Raw genomic sequence first — 17,771 nt, forward strand, 5'->3', positions numbered from 1 at the left:
TCACTTGGGTGTCTGGTCAGCCGGCCAGCTTGACGGACTGGTTGTCCGGCAGCTTCACGACTGGATTCTTGAGGATGTAGTTTTCCACGACCTCGTCGACGGGCGGACCTTCCGTTGCTTCGTTGACCGAGGCCCAGCCGGTGACAACATACTCCCTGGCCGGATCGATGGCCTCGCCGGTGGCGAGCAGGGTCATGCCCGAAATGCGCTCGCCGATGTCCTTGCCCGGGTCGATCGTGTAGCCCATGCCGCCGACGCGAACCATGTCGCCGCCCTGCTGGTAATAGGGGTCCTTGTTGAAGAGGTTGTCGCCGACGTCTTCCAGGATGTCCTTGAGCATTTGGCCGGTCATGTTCGAGCGGTAGGCCGCCGGATAGGTCATGGCGCAGGCGTTGTGCAGGTCCTCGAAGGTGATGTCCTGTCCGGGCAGCAACGAGGTCCCCCAGCGGAAGCCGGGCGACAGCGCGATCTGGGCATCCCGCTCTTCCAGGAGGGCCTGGCAGATCAGGTCGTCGAAGGTGCCGTTGAAATTGCCGCGGCGGTAGAGGAGGCTCTCCGTCTTGCCGAGCACGCGGGCGAGATCGGCTTCGTAGGGCGCGCGCACCTCGTCGATGAGCGCGGCCATGTCGGCATCCGGCGTGATCACGTCGGAGAAGATCGGGATCAGGCGGTAGGCATAGCCGGCGACCTTGCCGTCCCGGATATCCAGATCCACCCGGGAGACGAACTTGCCGTTGGACCCCGACGCGATCACCAGCGTGTCGTTGACGATGACGGGTTCGGGCAGGGCGTCGTGGGTGTGGCCGGTCAGGACGACGTCGATGCCGTCGACACGCGAGGCCAGCTTGCGGTCGACGTCGAAGCCGTTGTGGGACAGGAGCACGACCACCTCGGCGCCTTCTCCGCGGGCTTCCTCGACATGCTTGGCGATGTCCTCCTCGCGGATCCCGAAGGACCAGCCGGGGATCATCCAGCGCGGGTTGGCGATCGGGGTGTAGGGGAAGGCCTGGCCGATCACGGCGACCTTGGCGCCGCCGCGCTCGAACATCTTCCAGGCCTCGAAGGCCGGCTCGTCCCATTCATTGTCGTAGATGTTGGAGCCAAGGAAGGAAAACGGCAGGCTGTCGATCACTTCCTGAACGCGGTCGGTGCCGTAGGTGAATTCCCAGTGGCCGGTCATGGCGTCCGGCTCGAGGGAGTTCATGACCGTGATCATGTCCTGGCCGAGGGTCTTGTTTGAGGTGTAGCTGCCCTGCCAGGTGTCGCCGCCGTCAAGCAGCAGGACGTTGTCGGCACCGCGCTCGGCGCGGATGCGCTTGATTACGGTGGCGACCCGGTCCATGCCGCCCATCTTGCCGTAGGTCCCGGCAAGCGCGACGAAGTCCTCGGAGGTCAGCGCATAGGCGTCGGGCGAGCCCGGCTGGATGTCATAGAGTTTCAGGAAGTCCGCGCCGGTCACATGGGGCGGCTTGCCCTTGACGTCGCCGATGCCGAGATTGATCGAGGGCTCGCGGAAATAGAGCGGTTTCAGCTGGGCGTGAATGTCGGTGATATGGACCAGCGTGAGCTGTCCCGTCGGTTCGATGGCCAGCAGCTGATCCTCGGTGAGGGTCTGCTGCGCCATCAGCCGCGACCAGGATCCGGCCATTCCGGAGCCGAGCAGGGCGCTCGTCGCCGTTGCCGCCATCAGGAACTCACGTCTTGAGAACATTCCAACTCACTCCAGTTAGAGGGGCCACGCGCACACAATGGTGTCCGACCCTGAGGCACAGTATCCCCGCTGACGCACGATCACCCGTGCGCCTCCGTTATTTCCGAAGGCGGGTTTGAGAATTCATCTGCCGCCGGGGCGGCGAAAGATCCGGCGCAGCGGCTGCCGCCGCGCCGGAGAAGTCGCGGTCAGCCTACTGGCGTACCGCCGGGGTTTCCACACCGAGGCCCGAGCCGCGCCAGGTCACGTAGACCTCCAGCGCCATCAGGTCGTCGGAAAAGGCCGCCGGGAATTCCGCCCGCGTGTCCCGGATGCAGCCGCGGAAGCGGTTGTGCAGCGAGACCATTGCCGACTGTTTCAGGCGGTAGGTCGGAAAGCCGTTGACATTGCCCTGGCTGAGGTGGTCGGCACGGATGTAGTTGCCGTTATAGTCCTCGTGACAGGAGGCGCAGGCGAGGTTCAACTGACCCGTGCGGGTGTAGTAGAGGTCCTTGCCCTTGTCCCACCAGGCCTGCATGTCGCCTTCCGTCAGGTCGACTTCCACCGGCATGCCAAGCGACTGATGCTTGATATAGGTGGTGAGCGCCTTCTGGTCGGCAGCATCGAACTTGTAGGGCTTTGCCTGCATGTTCTTTTCGCGGCACTGGTCGATCTGCAGCTCGATGTTGAACGGCTTGCCGGCTTGTTCGTTCCATTTCGGATAGCTTGCGCCAAGTCCTTTCAGGAAGCCCTGTGCATCCTCGTGACAGGAGGCGCAGGACTTGCCGGCGTCGCCTTCCACGGTGTTCCAGATTTCCTCGCCGCGCTCCACGTAGAGCATGCCGGGGTTCTGGAAGCTGTCTGCTTCAAGGGCACGGGTCTCGTCCGTGCGGTAGTGCCAGCCGGAAATGATCTCGTCCAGCGGATGTCCTTCCGGTGGCGCGACCCGGGTCATGATTTCCATTTCCCCGTCGATCACCAGTTTTTCGTCGACCGGCCCCCCGGCCTGCGCGGCACCCGTTCCCAACACCAGTGCTGAGAACAGGGTGGCAATGCTTTTGTATCTCTTGGCCAAATCGTCTCCTCCCGATTTGCGCGGCTGCGTTGCCGCACCCTATTCAACAGTGATCTTGTTCTCGGTTTCGTAGACACTGCCGTCGTCGTCCACCCAGGTGAACTTGAACGTGCCGGACTCGTTCACCTTGGCGTTGAACTCCATGTAGGGGTTCGCCGAGACGGCCGGGTCCATGTCGCAGCTGAACACGACCTGGCCGTTGAACTCGCAGGTGAACTTGTTGATGATCTGGCGCGGAATGAGTTCGCCGGTCTTCTTGTCCTTGCGCTGACCCGACTCCATCGGGTGGCTGATCAAGGTCTTGATCGTGATGACTTCGCCCTGAGCGGCCTTTTTCGGCACTTTCACGCGTGGTTTTGGAGATGCCATGGTTGTTTCCTCGTATCCTGTTCCGGTCGCTTAGCCGCCGCAGCCGCCGATGGTGACCTTGACTTCCTTGCGGTCGATGAAGGTGGAACCGTCATTCATTTTGGCGACGGCAATCACGTTCTGCGTCTTGGCAAGACGAATGCGGGTCTTGGCATCGGCCACGCCGCTCATGGCGGTGAAGTGGAAGGTTGCAACGGCCGGGTTGGGGTTGCCGTCCGCCAGGATCAGCACGGACTCGACGTAGTTGTCTGCCGTCATCGGGCTTTCGACGGAGACGCCGACCGGTACGGTGTTGCCGTTCTCGGCGATTTCCGGCGTGTCCAGGGACACGGTGCCTTCCGCCGGCGTCGCGCCGCCGGTAAAGGCCTTGATGGCAGCTTCGGTTTCGTCCGTGGCGGCGAAGGAAAGCTGCGGGTTGAAGACCAGAACGGCGGCGGCGCCTGCCGTCAGGCCGAACATGTGGCGTCGTGTGATGTTCATCTCTTGCTCCCAGAGTGTCGAGATCAGTTTTCTTTCAGCGTCAGGAGGTAGGCGACAACGTCCTCCACTTCCTGCGCGGTGAGGATGGTCTGGCCCTGGTTGTCCTCGGCAACATTGATGCCGACTTTCATGGTGTAGAACCCGGGCATGATGGTCTGTTCGCCGAAGACATCCTTCGAATTGACCACGATGGCGCGCAGCTGGGCTTCGCTCCAGCGGTCGGCAACGCCGTCCAGGACCGGCCCGACTTCGCCGTGGAACAGCTGGTCGTTGAGGTCGGTGTTGGCATGGCAGGCAAGGCAGTTGCCCTTCTTGCGGTCGGCAAAGGCCTCACGCCCGGCAACCGCGTCGCCCGAAGCGCCGGTGAGTGATTGCTTGAGCTCCATGTCCTCGATGGGCACGCTGTCCGGTGCCACCGTTCCGGCGATTGCCGCCGATGCGGTCATGAGAGCCAGGCCGGCCAGCGCTGCCGGCAAGGCTTTGAATGTCGCGCGCTTGGTCATTGTGTCGGCTTTCCTCCTCAGTGCGAAGCGTCCGGTCCTTCGCCGGTTTTCGCTTCTACGGCAGGTCCGAATCCCCAGCCTGCCTGTCCTCCTCATATTAAAAGATATGATTTTTTGCATATGTTATGCAATAGGCCTTTTTGCGGACATGTGAAAACAAGGCCCGAATTGCCATCCGATCATTCCGCGCCAAGACGGCCCTGTTCGCGTAACTCATTGATAATGCGGGCATGATACTTCTGAAAATGCTCGTCGCCCTCATAGCCCTTTTCCCGGACCCAGCGGAACATATTCAGGAAAGTCCACTTGCCGAAGGCCCCCGGCATGGTCGCGACAGCGACTTCCGACACGGTTCCGTCGTCGGGAACATCCTCGGGCAGGAAGACGATTGTAGGGGTGAACACATAGCCCCATTTTCGGGCCGCGGTCTTCTCGGTCAATTCCTCGCCGTCCAGGTCGATGACCTCCTCGTCGCCGAACATGTTGTACTGGACGACCATGAAATTCTCCTTGATGTAGTCGGTCACTTCGGGGTCGGAGAGAAGCTTTTCATGCATCTGCCGGCAATAGATGCAGCCGCGCTGTTCGAAGATGATGACGAGGCGCTTGCCGTCGTCGGAGGCTGCCTGGATGTCCTCGGCGATGTCCTTGAAGGTGATGGAGAACCAGGGCTGCTTGTGCAGGCCGTCCTCGCCCATGGTGACGGCCAAGGCCGGTACGTGGGCGGCGATGGTGAGGCCCAGAGCCGCGACCAGAACTTTAAGACTGCGCATGTCAAATCCTCCCTGTGAGTGTCAGCCGATCTCGGAAAAGACCGGGAAAGTGTCCAGCAGCCAGAGGGCGATGGCGGACATCTGGCCGGTGATGAAGAGCAGGCCGGTCAGGACCAGCAGGGCGCCCATGATCTTTTCGACCGTGCCCATGTGCTTGCGGAACCGGCCGGCGAATTTCAGGAACTGGCCGGCAAAGGCCGCGGCCAGCACGAACGGCAGGCCGATGCCGAAAGCATAGACGGCAAGAAGCCCCGCACCGTGCCAGATGGTGTCGGAAGACCCTGCGACGAACAGGATGGATGCCAGGACCGGACCGACGCAAGGAGTCCAGCCGAAGGCGAAGGCAAGGCCCATCAGGAAGGCGCCCGCAAGGCCGGCAGGTTTGCTTTCGACATGAATCCGGGCCTCGCGGAACAGCAACCCGATGCGGAACACGCCCAGGAAGTGCAGTCCCATGACGATGATGATTCCACCGGCGATGTAGGACAGGATGTCATAGTAGCGCGCGATGGACTGGCCGATCACGCTGGCCGTGGCACCCAGGGCCACGAAGACGACGGAGAAGCCGAGCACGAAAGCGATCGCGGCAAAGACGATTCGCCGGCCCGTCCCGGCTGTGGCGGCTTCGCCCTTGAGTTCGTCGACGCTCACGCCTGCGAGATAACACAGGTAGGGCGGTACGATCGGCAGCACGCACGGGGATATGAACGAGAGCAATCCGGCCAGAAAGGCGGCGCCCAGAGACACGTCGAGCATTCCTCTCCTCCCGGTGGAACTCGAATACAGGAAGCTTTAAAATATTCAAATTTTCCTATATATTGCAATCGAAGAAATTCGGAGACGGCAAAAATGCGTTTCATACCCCGCTCAATCGCAGTCGCGGCGGTCCTGCTGGCAGGGCTGATTTCCACCCTGCCGGCCGCGTCCGCGGAACTGGTCATGCTGGAGCAGCCGGGCTGCGTCTGGTGCAAGCGCTGGAACGAGGAAATCGGTGTCGCCTATGCCAAGACGGAGGAAGGCCGGCAGGCGCCGTTGCGCCGGGTCGACATTACCGCGGCATGGCCCGACGACCTTGACGGTGTCGCGCGTGAGCGGCTGACACCGACCTTCATACTGATATCCGACGGTGTCGAGGTGGATCGGCTCCGGGGGTATCCGGGCGAGCATTTTTTCTGGCCTTTGCTGGCCTCGATGCTCGAGAAGCTGCCGGGCAAGATCAATTGAGATTGTTGATCGGAACGGAAACTTGGGGCATGTATCGGAAACCGGAAGTATTGTGCGGTGCACAGGCGTAGTGGATAGGGGCGGACGGCACTCATGAACCTGCCGATCTTTCACAAGGACATGGATGCAGGTGATCTGGACCTGCTCATGGAGCAGGCGCGCAAGGCCAGTGACCTGCTGAAGGCGCTGTCCCACGAGGTGCGCCTGGTTATCTTGTGCCTCCTGTCCGAGGGTGAGAAGTCGGTCTCCGAACTGGAGGAGATCCTGACGATGCCCCAGGCGGCCGTGTCCCAGCAGCTGGCACGGCTGCGGCTGGAAGGCCTGGTGCAATCGCGGCGCGACGGGCGCATGATCTATTACCGGCTCCTCGACGACGAAGTCAGCTCGATCATCGCCAGCCTGTACGAACTGTTCTGCAAGGACGTTCGGGCCGGGGACGCCTGACCGGCGGAGTCCGTCGACAGTCCGGGTGCGGCGCAGCATCGACTTTGTTTGCCGGGTGAAAACACGCCTGCTACGCTTTTTTAAAGATCGCCGGAAGGCGAGGGAGAGGAAACGCTTCAAAAAGCCCGTCAAGGGCGGCGAGGTGACACGCACATGACAATACTGGATCCGGTTGTCCTGACACCGCTCCTGGGAGTGCTGGCCGGTTGTGTCCTGGGCTTTGTTGCCCGGGCGACCCATTTCTGCACGCTGTCCGCGCTTGAACGCCACTGGTACGCGGGCGACAGCAGCAGCCTGAGAACCTGGGTCCTGGCCTCGGTTTCCGCGCTGATCGGGACGCAACTGCTTGCGGCATTCGGCATGGCGGACACCCATGCCTCGTTCTATCTGCAATCCGACTTTCCCTGGACCGGCGCGATCGTCGGCGGCTTCATGTTCGGCATCGGCATGGCGCTGGTCGGCACCTGCGGCTTCGGGGCCGTCCTGCGTCTCGGCGGCGGCAGTCTGCGGGCGCTCGTGGTGCTGACCGTCATCGGGCTGTCCGCCCTGGCGGCGCAGCGGGGCATTCTCGGCATCCTGCGCGTGCCGCTGGTTGACGACCTTGCCGTGTCCTTTGCCGGCAGCGGCAGCCAGTCGATGGGCGACATTGTCTCCGGTCTGGTGGGCATCGATCTCACCCCCGTGGTGGCTGCAGTGATCGCGCTTGCCGGTCTCGCCTGGATCTTCAGGTCGGCGGACTACAGGAAACAGTTTTCCAAGATCGGCTCCGCGGTGATCATCGGCAGCGTGATCACCTTCGGCTGGTGGGCGACCACCTTCGTCGCCGCGCGCTCCTTCGAACCCGTGCAGATCGAGGCAGGCTCCTTCGTCGTGCCGGTCGGCGACACCATCATGCAGCTGATCACCTATACCGGCACCTGGCCCGACTACGGCGTCGGGCTGATTGTCGGCACGCTGGCAGGGGCCGTCGTCGCCGCCCTGTGGAACCGGGACATCCGCTGGGAAGCCTGCGACGATGCCCGCGAACTCGGCCGTCACCTTCTGGGCGGCACGCTGATGGGTGTCGGCGGGGTCTTTGCCATGGGCTGTACCGTGGGGCAGGGCATCACCGCCTTTTCGGCACTGGCCATTTCCGCGCCCGTCGTCATGGTGTCCATGGCACTGGGGGCGCGGGTCGGCCTTGCCTGGCTGATGGAAGGGTCGGTGCTGGCCGCCTTCCGCCGCAGCGACGGGGCCAGCCATTCGCCCGCCGAATAGGGTACGGACCTAGCCTGCGACAAAGCGATAGGCGCCGCCGGCCCTGTCGACCCTGCCGTTGCCCGGATGCGGGAAATGAAATCCGATCAGGCGTGTATGGTCGTTTGCCAGGCGGTCGAGCAGGGCCTTGCGGGTCGCGATGCCCTTGTCGCGGTCCTGGTCCGAGCCGGACGGCCAGTCCGGTTTTTCAAAGGAAATGATCGCATTGGTGATGGCGTCGCCAACCACCATGACGCTGTCACCGCCGCCATGCAGGACATAGGACATGTGGCCCGGCGTGTGCCCGGACGTGTCGACCGCTTCCACGCCGGGCAGCACCTCCTGGCCGGGGCGGATCATGGACACCTGGTCCGCGATCGCCTCGAAGCGCCCCTGGGCGCCGACAACGAAGCTCTTGCGCTCCTCCGGCATGTTGGCAAGCGTGTCATCGGCCAGCCAGTAATCCCATTCGGCCTGAGGCACCCAGATGCTGGCTTCCGGATAGAGCGGGTCGTCGAAATCGTCCAAAATGCCCCACAGGTGATCCGGATGGCCGTGGGTCAGCACCACATCGGTGATGTCCGACGGGGCGATGCCGGCCTCTTCCAGCCGTGCCGGCAGCTCGCCCGCGGTCGGCTGGAAATTCGCGCCTGATCCGACGTCGAACAGAACGAGGCGGTCACCGGTTCTGAGCAGGGTGATGTTACAGTCCGGCCTCAGGGCATCGGTCGCCAGGCCGTGCGGTTCCAGCAGGGCCGCGATTTCCGCGTCGCTCTGTTCCGGCAGGACAAAGTTCATCGGCAAGGTCAGGTGGCCGTCGGAAAAGACCGTGATTTCGTGTTCCCCGAGGCTGAGCGTGGTCTCGGCGGCGGCGCGGCGCGGCAGTCCGAACAGGCCCATTCCGGTGGCGGCGAGGCCTCCGGCGAGAAACTTGCGTCTGGTAAGGTCTTTTCCTTGCGGTCCGGTCATGGCATCCTCCACATATTCAAACTTTTGAATTTATCTATGTTTCCTTGAGATTGGTCAATGCCTGCGCTCGAAAAGTGCGGCGATGCTGATTGAATGGTGTCCGGAGGAAAAGGCCATGGACCTGACATATCTGCTCGACCGGTTCCCGGAACCCTGGCTGCTCGCGGCCGGTGGACTTGTGGTCGGTGTGCTGTTCGGCGCCTTCGCGCAGCAGAGCCGGTTCTGCCTGCGCGCGGCCAGCCTGGAATTTTCAAGGGGCACGCCGCAGGATCGTCTGCCGGTCTGGCTGTTCGCGTTTTCCGCGGCCTTGCTCGGCACGCAGATCCTTGTTTCCCTTGGTGAGGTGCAGGCCAGCGAGGCGCGGCAACTGGCGTCGCCGCAGAGCCTGTCGGGCGCTCTCTTGGGCGGCTTGATGTTCGGGACAGGCATGGTGCTGGCGCGGGGATGCGCGAGCCGGCTCCTGGTGCTGTCGGCGACGGGGAACCTCAGGGCGCTTCTCTCCGGCCTGGTCTTTGCCGTGGTGGCCCAGGCCAGCCTGCGCGGCATGCTTGCCCCCTTGCGCGAAGGGCTGGCGGGGCTTTGGACCACCGGTGACATCGGCGGCAACGACCTGACCGGCCATCTGGGTCTGACCTCGGGCATGACCATCGCCTTTGCCGTATTGTGGCTTCTGGCGGGAATGGTGTTTGCCTGGCGGGCCAAGGTGAAGATCTGGCAGCTCGTGGCGGCGGCCGGGGCGGGCCTCGCCATACCGGTTGCCTGGTGGTTCACGTCCGCCATGGCCCGGCAGGCCTTCGATCCGGTTCAGGTCGAAGGCGTCACCTTCACGGGGCCGTCCGCGGACACGCTGATGCTGGTGCTGTCGCCGCCCGGGGATGTGCTGGATTTCGACATCGGACTGGTGCCGGGGGTCTTCCTCGGGTCCTTTCTTGCCGCCTTGCTGACCCGGGAGCTGGCGCTGCAGGGCTTCGAGGGCGGCAAATCCATGGCACGCTACCTGACCGGGGCGACGCTGATGGGCTTCGGCGGCATGCTGGCCGGCGGCTGCGCGGTCGGCGCCGGCATTACCGGTGCGTCCATCTTTGCGGTCACCGCGTGGATCACCCTGACGGCGATCTGGCTGTCCGCCGGGGTGACGGACCGGCTCCTGCATCCACGGAACGCGGACATGGTGCAGGTGGCGGGCGGGGCGGAACAGTCCTGATGAACGGCAGCCTGGCGTTTCGGGGTCAGCGCTCCTGAAGAGCCAGCCGAAGGCCGAGCGCGCAATAAAGCGTGCCAATGACCTTGCCCTGCCATTTCAACACTGCGGCATTGCGACGGAGAAATCTGCCCAGATGGCCTGCGCCAAGCGCAAAGACCACGGTGCTGAACAGGCCGAGCAGCACGAAGACCGCCCCGAGTTCCGCCAGTTGGAGCGGAACGGCACCGTTTTCCGGTTTTACGAATTGCGGCAGGAAAGCAAGGAAGAACAGGGCGGTCTTGGGATTGAGCACTTCGGCCAGGATCGCCTGGCGAAACGCCTTGCCGGCAGTGATCGGCAAGGCGGCCTGTCCCGGTACCCCGGAGGACTTGTCCAGGATCGCGCGGATCCCGAGATAGATCAGGTAGGCCGCCCCGGCGTATTTGATCACGCTGAACAGCAGCGCCGAAGTGGCTATGACAGCCGACAATCCAACGATCGCCATGACCGTGTGAACGATGTCACCGCAGGCGATTCCGGCACCGGTCGCAATGCCGACCCTTGTCCCGGATCCTGTCGCCCGGGCGACGGTCAGAAAGGTTGCCGGACCGGGTATGAACACGAACCCCAGCACAATCGCGATGAAGGTAACCAGTGTGGAGATATCAACCATGCCAGGGTCTCCTTTCAGCTGTCAGCCTTTCAACACTTGCCCTGCCACGAAGCAACGTGCAAGCGGGAATCTGACCGGCCGGACCCGGCGGAATGCCCTGCCTGTGCCCGGGACGCCGTATAGTCTGACGCGCCCCCGGTCCGAAGGTTGTGCAGGTGGCTGAGCCACGGCAGACCGGACCAGGCCCTGGCGGCATCACTCAGTCGGCCGTTTCGAAGGTCCCTTCCGTCTGGTTCATCATCGCGACCGCGGCGCACATCATCATTGGACCCACACCTTTTGCATCGTCGCAGACCACCGGCTCGCGCAGATAGTAGCCCGGCGTGCCGTCCCGATACCGTCCCTCGAACCCCCCCAGTCCCGCGACCTCGCAGATGCCTTCCATGTGCATGTGACCGTCGGCGGCGGTCTGTATCGCGTGTGCCGTGAGCGTCGTCACGAGATCATCTTCCAGGCGCCCGCTCAGTCCCAGCGTCTCGCCGCGCAGGAGGGCGTAGGTGAACATGGCCGATGCCGATGTCTCGATATAGTTGCCCTTAAGCTCCGGCGCGTCGATGACCTGAAGCCAGAGGCCCGATGGTCTGCGCAGATCCGCAATGTGCCGCAGCAACTCGCTCGCGCGTCGCCGCAGCGGAGTAAATGCCTCGGGTCCGACCAGCTCGGCAACGTCGACCAGGCTCATGGCCAGCCAGCCGAGCGCCCGCGACCAATGCGCCCTGGACCGCCCGGTCCCGCTGTCCGCCCAGTTCTGCCGGCGGGCCTCGTCGAAGCCATGAACATAGAGGCCGGTTTCGGGGTCGTAGGTCTGTTCGAGGGCCGTTTCGATCTGTTTCAGGGCGTCGCCGAGGAGCTCCTGCCGGCCCGTTACCAGGGCAAAGGCAATCTGGAAGGGAGGTGCCATGTACAGCCCGTCGAGCCAGATCTGCCACGGGTAGCGCAGCTTGTGCCAGTAGACTCCGGATTTCGTGCGCGGGTGAGACGCGAGCTGGTCCGCCAGGAGCCCGGCCGCGGCAAGATATTTGGGATCGCCGGTCACCGCATGCAGGTAGAGCAGCGACCCGCCGGGCTTGATGTTGTCGATGTTGTATTCGGACAGTTCATAGCCGGCGAGACGCGGACCGGGCAGGATCTGGCGATCGACGAGCCGCCTGAGATGGGCCAGCCAGCGCGCGTCTCCCGTTGCCAGATGCAACAGCTCCAGGCCGCGATAGATGAGTCCGTCCTCGTAACACCAGTTGCCGCCCTTGTAAGGCGCGTAGTCCCGCGCATACCTGTCGAAAAACTCAATCAGCATCGCAGAGGTCCTCGTTCAGCAGGGATATTCCGCCCGAGATCTCGGCAAACTCGCACAGGACCGTTTCATGCCGGCAGGGCGGAACCCGTGACGCCATGAGCGGCACATCGGGCAATGCGTCGGGATCGAAGCTCACACGCATGTTCTCGATCCGGAAACCCGTGATCGGTGCCTCCGGAAGGCCGAGCAGGGCGACGGCAGCGAGCTGGACGTTGGTGGCCGTGACGTTGACGACACGGATGCTCTCGATGGCGGGGGTGCCGGTGTCGACCGGGGAAGGGGTTCTCGACTGAACCGCGTCACTGGTTCCGTCTTCGTCGCAAAAATAGAAGGCATTGGCGGAGACTGCGGTGGCAACCTTGTCCATCCGGACATCGGACATGGATATCCGGGCGACCTTGCCGCCCCGTCCGCGGCGGGTCTTGATCCGCAGTCCGCGGTCCGTTCCGGAAAACTCGCAGTTGCGGATGAGCACATCGGTGATGTCGCCGCTCATCTCGGACCCGAGCACGACCGCGCCGTGCCCGCGTTCCATCATGCAATGGCTGATCGTGAGGTTCCGGCACGGCGCCAGATGCCCGGTTCGGGTGCCCTCGCGCTTGCCCGCTTTCACGGCAATACAGTCGTCCCCCACCGTGAAATGCAGGCCGGTCAGAGTGACATGCTCGCAGCTTTCCGGGTTCAGGCCATCGGTGTTCGGACTGTCCGGCGGGTTTTGAATGCGCAGGGCGGCGGCGCGCAGGTTGGTGCAGCGAAAAGGGTGGATGGTCCAGGAGGGCGAGTTCCTGACGGTCAGGCCGCTGAGCTCGACATTGTCGCAATGCGCCAGAAAAACCGTTCTTGGCCGCCGCGCGCCGCGCCGTGTCTGCTTCGGCCAGCTCCACCAGTCCCCGCGGTCGCCACCACCGTCGAGCGTGCCGTCACCGGTCAGGCTGAGGCCGGAGCAACCGATGGCGTTGATCAAGGCTGCGAAACTGTCGGCGGGCAGTCCTTCCCAGGTGCCGAGCGGCCGTCCCTCGTCGTCATGGGCAGGCAGAATGGGCCAGTGCTGCCAGTCGCTGATCGCGGCGAGTTCGGCGCCTGTCTCGAGATGGAGCGTCATCCTGGATTTGAGGAAGAGCGGACCGCTTCGGTAGGTCCCGGGCGGCACCACGAGCGTGCCGTTTTCCGGCAGACTGTCGATCGCCTGCTGTATCAGCGCGGCGTTGTCCTCTGCGTCTGCGTCAATGCCGAGGTCCTTGAGGTTTTGCAGGCCGTCGCAGGCACATGTGCGAAAACTCACTTCGCCCCGGGCGGTGAGAAGATTGTATGGCGTGTCCGGAGCCAGGCCGGTGAAATGGAGTGCGACCGTCCGGGTGGTCCCGGACCGGATCACCGTCCCGTTCGTCGCAACAAGAGAATAGGCCAGGTCTTCGGCGAGCCGGTAAGCGGCTCCCTCGGGCGCAAGAAGCACGGTTGCCGTGCGTGACGACACTGCGAGAATCGACAAGATCATTCGGGAAACACTTTTTAAGGGTGGGGGACGGCCGACCAGGGCGGCCGTCCCTTTGACTTTCGTGCCTTCAGGGCCTGTATTTCTCGATCGCTTCGTTGATGCCCGCGATGATCTCCTCGGCCGCTTCCGTGGCATCGATCTGGTCGTAGGCGTAGAGTTCGAGCGTATCGAGGAACACGGTGCGCACTTCCGGGTGCTCGTTGAGCGGTGACACCGTCGGTCCCGACGCCGCCATGATGATGGCGTTGGCTTCCGCAAGTTCAGGCCGGATATTGCCGGCTTCCTTCAGCTGTCCGGCAGCGGCCCTGGAGGCCGGCAGGCCGCGCGTCGTTCCGAGCGCAGCAATGCCTTCCGGCTCGTTGAGCAGGCAATTCAGGATCTGCGCAGCCGCTTCCGGGTTTTCCGAGCGCTTGGAAATCGAGAACATCATCGAGGGCTTGCGGTAGATGCCTTCCGTCACAGCGCCGTCACCCGAAAGCAGTTTCACCGGGACGAGTTCCTGGCCTTCCTGCAGCGGGTCGGAGAACTTGAAGAAGGTCGAGTCCCACTCGTAGGAGCCGGCGATGTGACCGTCCGCCCATTCGGGCTTTTCATAGAGGCGGGCATTGCCGGCCGCGTTGGCCGCCTGCTGGGTCATGGTGACGCCCGACTGCATCATCTTGCCGTAGAACTCGATGCCGGCGGCCAGTTCCTCCGGGGTCCAGGCGACCGTGACAGTCGCGGGATCGATTAGGTCCTTGCCGGTCTGCTGCGTGGTGTAGAGAGAGACCAGGAGCGCGGCGGTCTCCTTGATCGCATTGAGCGGGTAGTAGTCGTCGCCCAGTTTTTCACGGATCTGACCGGCCGCGGTGAACAGCTCGTCCCAGTTCGTGGGTATGGCAACACCCGCCTTGTCGAAGGTGGTCTTGTTGAAGAAGAACACCCGGCCCGTGGTCGACAGCGGCAGCCCGTTGAGATGTCCGTTGACCGATGTTGACGCGAGCTGTGCCTCCGACCAGTTATCCAGGTCGATGGTGCCGGAATGGTCGGCAAGGTCGGCGAACCCCTCTCCGTTTGCGGAGAAAAGCGGCAGCCACGGCCAGTTGATCTGCATGATGTCGGCTTCGGTCCCGCCGGCAATCTGCGTTGTGACCTTCTCCAGATGGCCGGACCAGCCGGTGAATTCGGGCTTGATGGTGTGGCCATGTTTTTCGCCGCACACCTTGAGGGCATTCTGGGTGGCCTCGTGGCGGCTGTCGCCTCCCCACCAGCTCATGCGCAATTCAGCGGCACCTGCCGTGAAGCCCGTTGTTGCAAGCGCGGTTGCCGTTAGCAGCGCACCAAGGCCGAGTTTCAGTCCTGTCATTTCTTCCTCCCGTGACAAGCAGTCCTACAGTCAGGCAAGCGAGATGTTTTCCTCGCTGTGCCGGTCGAAAAGATGGATGCGGTTTCCGATGGGTCTGAGAGCGACCGTCTCGCCGCGCGTGGGAAGCGATGCGAGACGGTCGCTGGGCACAACAGCGACAAATGCCCCGCCGCTGATGCTGATGTGCAGGTTGATTTCGTGTCCGAGGAACTCGACGTTGGTCACCGTTCCCGTGAAGGTGTTTTCCGTCTCGGGCGGGCAGATCTCGAGATGCTGCGGCCTGATGCCGAATATGACGGGTGCCTCAGAGAGGCCGAGGCGGCCGCCGAGGCCGTCCGGTACGCTGATGGTCTGGTCGCCGATGGTGATATGCGGAACGCCCTCGGGGCTGGTGAGGACGGCATCGACGAGATTCATTTCCGGCATGCCGATGAACCCGGCGACAAAGGCATTGGCGGGACGTTCAAAGAGAGTCGTCGGGTCCGCCACCTGCATGATGTGGCCCTCGCGCATGACACAGATCCGGTCGCCCATGGTCATGGCCTCCACCTGGTCGTGGGTGACATAGACCACGGTTGCCGGGCGGCCTTCGGCTTTCAGCCGCTTGTGCAGGTCGGTGATGCGGACCCGCATCGAAGCCCTCAGCTTTGCGTCGAGATTGGAGAGCGGCTCGTCGAACAGGAACACTTCGGGCTGCTTGATCAGCGCGCGGCCGACGGCAACCCTCTGTGCCTGGCCGCCCGAAAGCTGCTTGGGCAGCCGCTCCAGCAGTTCCTCGATTTCCAGCACCCTGGAAACGTCGTTTGTCGCCCCGTCGATCTCCTGTTTCGGACGCCGTTTCAGCCTGAGCCCGAAGGAGAGATTGTTCCTGACCTTCATGTGCGGATAGAGCGCGTAGTTCTGGAACACCATGGCGATGCCGCGCTTGCCCGGCACCACGTCGTTGACGACGCGGTCGCCGATCCGGATCTCGCCTCCGGTGATGGTCTCCAGGCCCGCGATCATCCGCAAGGTCGTGGACTTGGCGCAGCCGGACGGGCCGACCAGGACCATGAACTCGCCCTCCTCGACGGTGAGGTCGATCCCGTGCACGGCCTTGAAGCCGCTGCCATAGGTCTTCTCGATGGATTTCAGTTGCAGTTCAGCCATCAGCCTTTCACACCTCCGGTGGAGATGCCTTCGATGAAGTATTTCTGAGCAAGGAAAAACACGGCCAGCGAGGGCGCCAAGGCAAGCACAGACATGGCCAGGATCTGGTTCCAGTCGAAGGCTTCCGTCGTGTCGATGGAGAGTTTCAGCGCGAGGCTGACCGGGTACTTGTCGACCGAGGATATGTAGATCAGCGGTCCGAGAAAGTCGTTCATGGTCCACATGAACTGGAACAGGCACACGGAAATGATCGCGGGCATCAGCATCGGCACGACGATATAGACCAGTGTCTGCAGGGTGTTGGCGCCGTCGACCCGTGCGGCCTCTTCCATGTCCCGCGGAATGGCGCGCAGAAACTGGATCAGCATGAAGACGAAGAAGGCGTCGCCCGCGACCGCCGACGGCACCCAGAGCGGCAGGAAACTGTCGAGCCAGCCGATGTCGCGAAACAGGAGATATTGCGGGATCCGGGTGACCACGTTGGGCAGCAGCAGGGTCGCGATGACGGTTGCGAACAGGATGCGTTTGCCGGGAAACTCGAACCGCGCGAAGCCGTAGGCGACGAGGGTGCAGGAGATTGCCGTGCCGATGACCTTCGGCGTGATGATGAGGAAGGTGTTCCAGAAGAACCGGCCGAACGTATAGGGCGTCGAGGTCTGCCAGCCCTGGATGTAGCCTGACAGTGTCGGATTGTCGGGCCAGAAGGACGGACTGGAGAAGATCTCGGCATTGGTCTTGAAGGACGCGCCGATCAGCCAGATCAGCGGATAGAGCATGATCAGGCCGAAGATCAGGAGGACGGCATAGCGGATGGCACTGGACAGGCGGCTGCGGCGGCGCAGCTTGATTTCCATGGCCGTTGCCGGCTCCTTTGTGTCCAGCATGCGTTGCGGATCGATGTCGAAAGAGGCGGTCATCGGTCAGCTCCTCTTGTCGCCGGCGTAGTAGACCCACTTTTTCGACGACCAGAAGGCGACGAGCGTCAGCACCATGATGATGGCGAACAACACCCAGGCAATCGCCGAGGCATAGCCCATGTCGAAACTCTTGAAGGCCTTGTCGTAGATATAGAGCGGCAGCAGGTAGGTCGATTTCAGGGGGCCGCCCTCGGTGATGATGTAGGGCCCGTTGAACTCCTGGAAGGCCTGGACGGTCTGCATGATCAGGTTGAAGAAGATCACGGGAGTGATCAGCGGCAGGGTGATGTAGCGGAACAGGTGCCACTGGTTGGCGCCGTCGATGGAGGCGGCCTCGTAGAGCGACTTGTCGACCGATTGCAGGGCCGCGAGGAAGATGACCATCGCGGAGCCGAACTGCCAGCAGCGCAGAAGCGTGATGGTGATCAGGGCGTTGTCCGGATCGCCGAACCAGTTGATCGGCTCGATCCCGACGACGCCGATGATCATGTTCACCAGTCCGGCCTCGGCGAAAATGTAACGCCACAGCACGGCGATTGCGATCGAGCCGCCCAGGATCGAGGGGACATAATAGGCCGTGCGGAAGAAATTGATCGCCTTGAGCCGGTAATTGAGGATCACGGCGATCAGCAGCGCGAAGGCGAGTTTGATCGGCACGGTCAGGAACACGTAGAGCAGCGTGACCTGCAGCGAGCGGTCGAAGGTCCGGTCCCGGGTAAAGAGCTTCGTGTAATTGTCCAGGCCGGTCCATCTGGGCGAGGACAGAAGATCATAGTCGGTGAAGCTCAGGTAGAAGGACGCCGCGAAGGGAAACGCCGTGAACAGAAGCAGCCCCGCCACGTAAGGGGCCACATAGAAGTAGCCGAGATATTTGCTGTCACCGCCCACCCGTTGTCCTCCGATTGCCTTGAACCTGAGGCAAGCATGCGGCCAGCTCTCTATCCGGACAATG

Annotated in this window: 19 protein-coding genes; 4 read left to right on the top strand and 15 right to left on the bottom strand. The window is 62.9% G+C overall.

Annotated features, from left to right (window positions below):
* Nucleotides 1-16: 16 nt before the first annotated feature.
* The 7 genes from soxB to O6760_RS13625 form a co-directional block, all read right to left on the bottom strand.
* Complete coding sequence (gene soxB, locus O6760_RS13595; protein WP_269585898.1) at nucleotides 17-1,711, bottom strand: thiosulfohydrolase SoxB; 1,695 nt, start codon at nucleotides 1,709-1,711, stop codon at nucleotides 17-19.
* 193 nt (nucleotides 1,712-1,904) lie between these two features.
* The gene (soxA, locus tag O6760_RS13600; protein ID WP_269585899.1) at nucleotides 1,905-2,765 is read right to left on the bottom strand and encodes a sulfur oxidation c-type cytochrome SoxA; all 861 of its coding nucleotides are present in this window, start codon (nucleotides 2,763-2,765) and stop codon (nucleotides 1,905-1,907) included.
* 39 nt (nucleotides 2,766-2,804) lie between these two features.
* Complete coding sequence (soxZ, locus tag O6760_RS13605) at nucleotides 2,805-3,134, bottom strand: thiosulfate oxidation carrier complex protein SoxZ (protein WP_269585900.1); 330 nt, start codon at nucleotides 3,132-3,134, stop codon at nucleotides 2,805-2,807.
* A gap of 30 nt (nucleotides 3,135-3,164) precedes the next feature.
* The gene (soxY, locus tag O6760_RS13610) at nucleotides 3,165-3,614 is read right to left on the bottom strand and encodes a thiosulfate oxidation carrier protein SoxY (protein WP_269585901.1); all 450 of its coding nucleotides are present in this window, start codon (nucleotides 3,612-3,614) and stop codon (nucleotides 3,165-3,167) included.
* Nucleotides 3,615-3,637: 23 nt separating this feature from the next.
* On the bottom strand, nucleotides 3,638-4,117 hold the full coding sequence (soxX, locus tag O6760_RS13615) for a sulfur oxidation c-type cytochrome SoxX (RefSeq protein ID WP_269585902.1): 480 nt from the start codon (nucleotides 4,115-4,117) through the stop codon (nucleotides 3,638-3,640).
* Between the two features lie 179 nt (nucleotides 4,118-4,296).
* The gene (locus tag O6760_RS13620; RefSeq protein ID WP_269585903.1) at nucleotides 4,297-4,890 is read right to left on the bottom strand and encodes a SoxW family protein; all 594 of its coding nucleotides are present in this window, start codon (nucleotides 4,888-4,890) and stop codon (nucleotides 4,297-4,299) included.
* A 21-nt stretch (nucleotides 4,891-4,911) separates the two neighbouring features.
* Complete coding sequence (locus tag O6760_RS13625; RefSeq protein WP_269585904.1) at nucleotides 4,912-5,646, bottom strand: cytochrome c biogenesis CcdA family protein; 735 nt, start codon at nucleotides 5,644-5,646, stop codon at nucleotides 4,912-4,914.
* A gap of 93 nt (nucleotides 5,647-5,739) precedes the next feature.
* Here O6760_RS13625 and O6760_RS13630 point away from each other — a divergent pair, with 93 nt between their 5' ends.
* From O6760_RS13630 to O6760_RS13640, 3 genes are all read left to right on the top strand, one after another.
* Entirely contained in the window at nucleotides 5,740-6,114 is a 375-nt protein-coding gene (locus O6760_RS13630; protein ID WP_269585905.1) for a transcriptional regulator, read from the top strand.
* A gap of 93 nt (nucleotides 6,115-6,207) precedes the next feature.
* A complete protein-coding gene (locus O6760_RS13635; RefSeq protein ID WP_269585906.1) occupies nucleotides 6,208-6,558 on the top strand; it encodes an ArsR/SmtB family transcription factor in 351 nt (116 codons plus the stop codon).
* A 153-nt stretch (nucleotides 6,559-6,711) separates the two neighbouring features.
* On the top strand, nucleotides 6,712-7,815 hold the full coding sequence (locus O6760_RS13640) for a YeeE/YedE family protein (protein ID WP_269585907.1): 1,104 nt from the start codon (nucleotides 6,712-6,714) through the stop codon (nucleotides 7,813-7,815).
* 9 nt (nucleotides 7,816-7,824) lie between these two features.
* Here the strand turns inward: O6760_RS13640 and O6760_RS13645 are convergent, their stop codons facing one another.
* Nucleotides 7,825-8,763 carry an MBL fold metallo-hydrolase gene (locus O6760_RS13645; protein WP_269585908.1) on the bottom strand — a complete coding sequence of 313 codons (939 nt, stop codon included), beginning with the start codon at nucleotides 8,761-8,763 and terminating at the stop codon, nucleotides 7,825-7,827.
* A gap of 115 nt (nucleotides 8,764-8,878) precedes the next feature.
* On the opposite strand from O6760_RS13645, the gene O6760_RS13650 reads away from it, so the two are divergent.
* Nucleotides 8,879-9,967: a YeeE/YedE family protein gene (locus O6760_RS13650; RefSeq protein WP_269585909.1), complete on the top strand. Its 1,089-nt coding sequence runs from the start codon at nucleotides 8,879-8,881 to the stop codon at nucleotides 9,965-9,967.
* Between the two features lie 25 nt (nucleotides 9,968-9,992).
* On the opposite strand, the gene O6760_RS13655 is transcribed toward O6760_RS13650, so the two are convergent.
* The 7 genes from O6760_RS13655 to O6760_RS13685 form a co-directional block, all read right to left on the bottom strand.
* A complete protein-coding gene (locus tag O6760_RS13655) occupies nucleotides 9,993-10,619 on the bottom strand; it encodes a LysE family translocator (RefSeq protein WP_269585910.1) in 627 nt (208 codons plus the stop codon).
* Nucleotides 10,620-10,818: 199 nt separating this feature from the next.
* Nucleotides 10,819-11,913 (bottom strand): glycoside hydrolase family 88/105 protein, encoded by a 1,095-nt coding sequence (locus O6760_RS13660; protein WP_269585911.1) that lies wholly within the window; start codon nucleotides 11,911-11,913, stop codon nucleotides 10,819-10,821.
* The gene (gene pglA / locus O6760_RS13665; protein ID WP_269585912.1) at nucleotides 11,903-13,408 is read right to left on the bottom strand and encodes a polygalacturonase PglA; all 1,506 of its coding nucleotides are present in this window, start codon (nucleotides 13,406-13,408) and stop codon (nucleotides 11,903-11,905) included. The genes O6760_RS13660 and pglA overlap by 11 nt, the downstream gene beginning before the upstream one ends.
* Nucleotides 13,409-13,475: 67 nt before the next feature.
* Complete coding sequence (locus O6760_RS13670) at nucleotides 13,476-14,753, bottom strand: ABC transporter substrate-binding protein (RefSeq protein ID WP_269585913.1); 1,278 nt, start codon at nucleotides 14,751-14,753, stop codon at nucleotides 13,476-13,478.
* Between the two features lie 30 nt (nucleotides 14,754-14,783).
* A complete protein-coding gene (locus O6760_RS13675) occupies nucleotides 14,784-15,902 on the bottom strand; it encodes an ABC transporter ATP-binding protein (RefSeq protein ID WP_269585914.1) in 1,119 nt (372 codons plus the stop codon).
* Entirely contained in the window at nucleotides 15,902-16,756 is an 855-nt protein-coding gene (locus O6760_RS13680; RefSeq protein WP_442969924.1) for a carbohydrate ABC transporter permease, read from the bottom strand. The genes O6760_RS13675 and O6760_RS13680 overlap by 1 nt, the downstream gene beginning before the upstream one ends.
* A 66-nt stretch (nucleotides 16,757-16,822) precedes the next feature.
* Nucleotides 16,823-17,707 carry a carbohydrate ABC transporter permease gene (locus O6760_RS13685; protein WP_269585915.1) on the bottom strand — a complete coding sequence of 295 codons (885 nt, stop codon included), beginning with the start codon at nucleotides 17,705-17,707 and terminating at the stop codon, nucleotides 16,823-16,825.
* Between the last annotated feature and the right edge of the window lie 64 nt (nucleotides 17,708-17,771).

Source organism: Roseibium sp. Sym1 (assembly GCF_027359675.1).
GTDB lineage: Bacteria > Pseudomonadota > Alphaproteobacteria > Rhizobiales > Stappiaceae > Roseibium.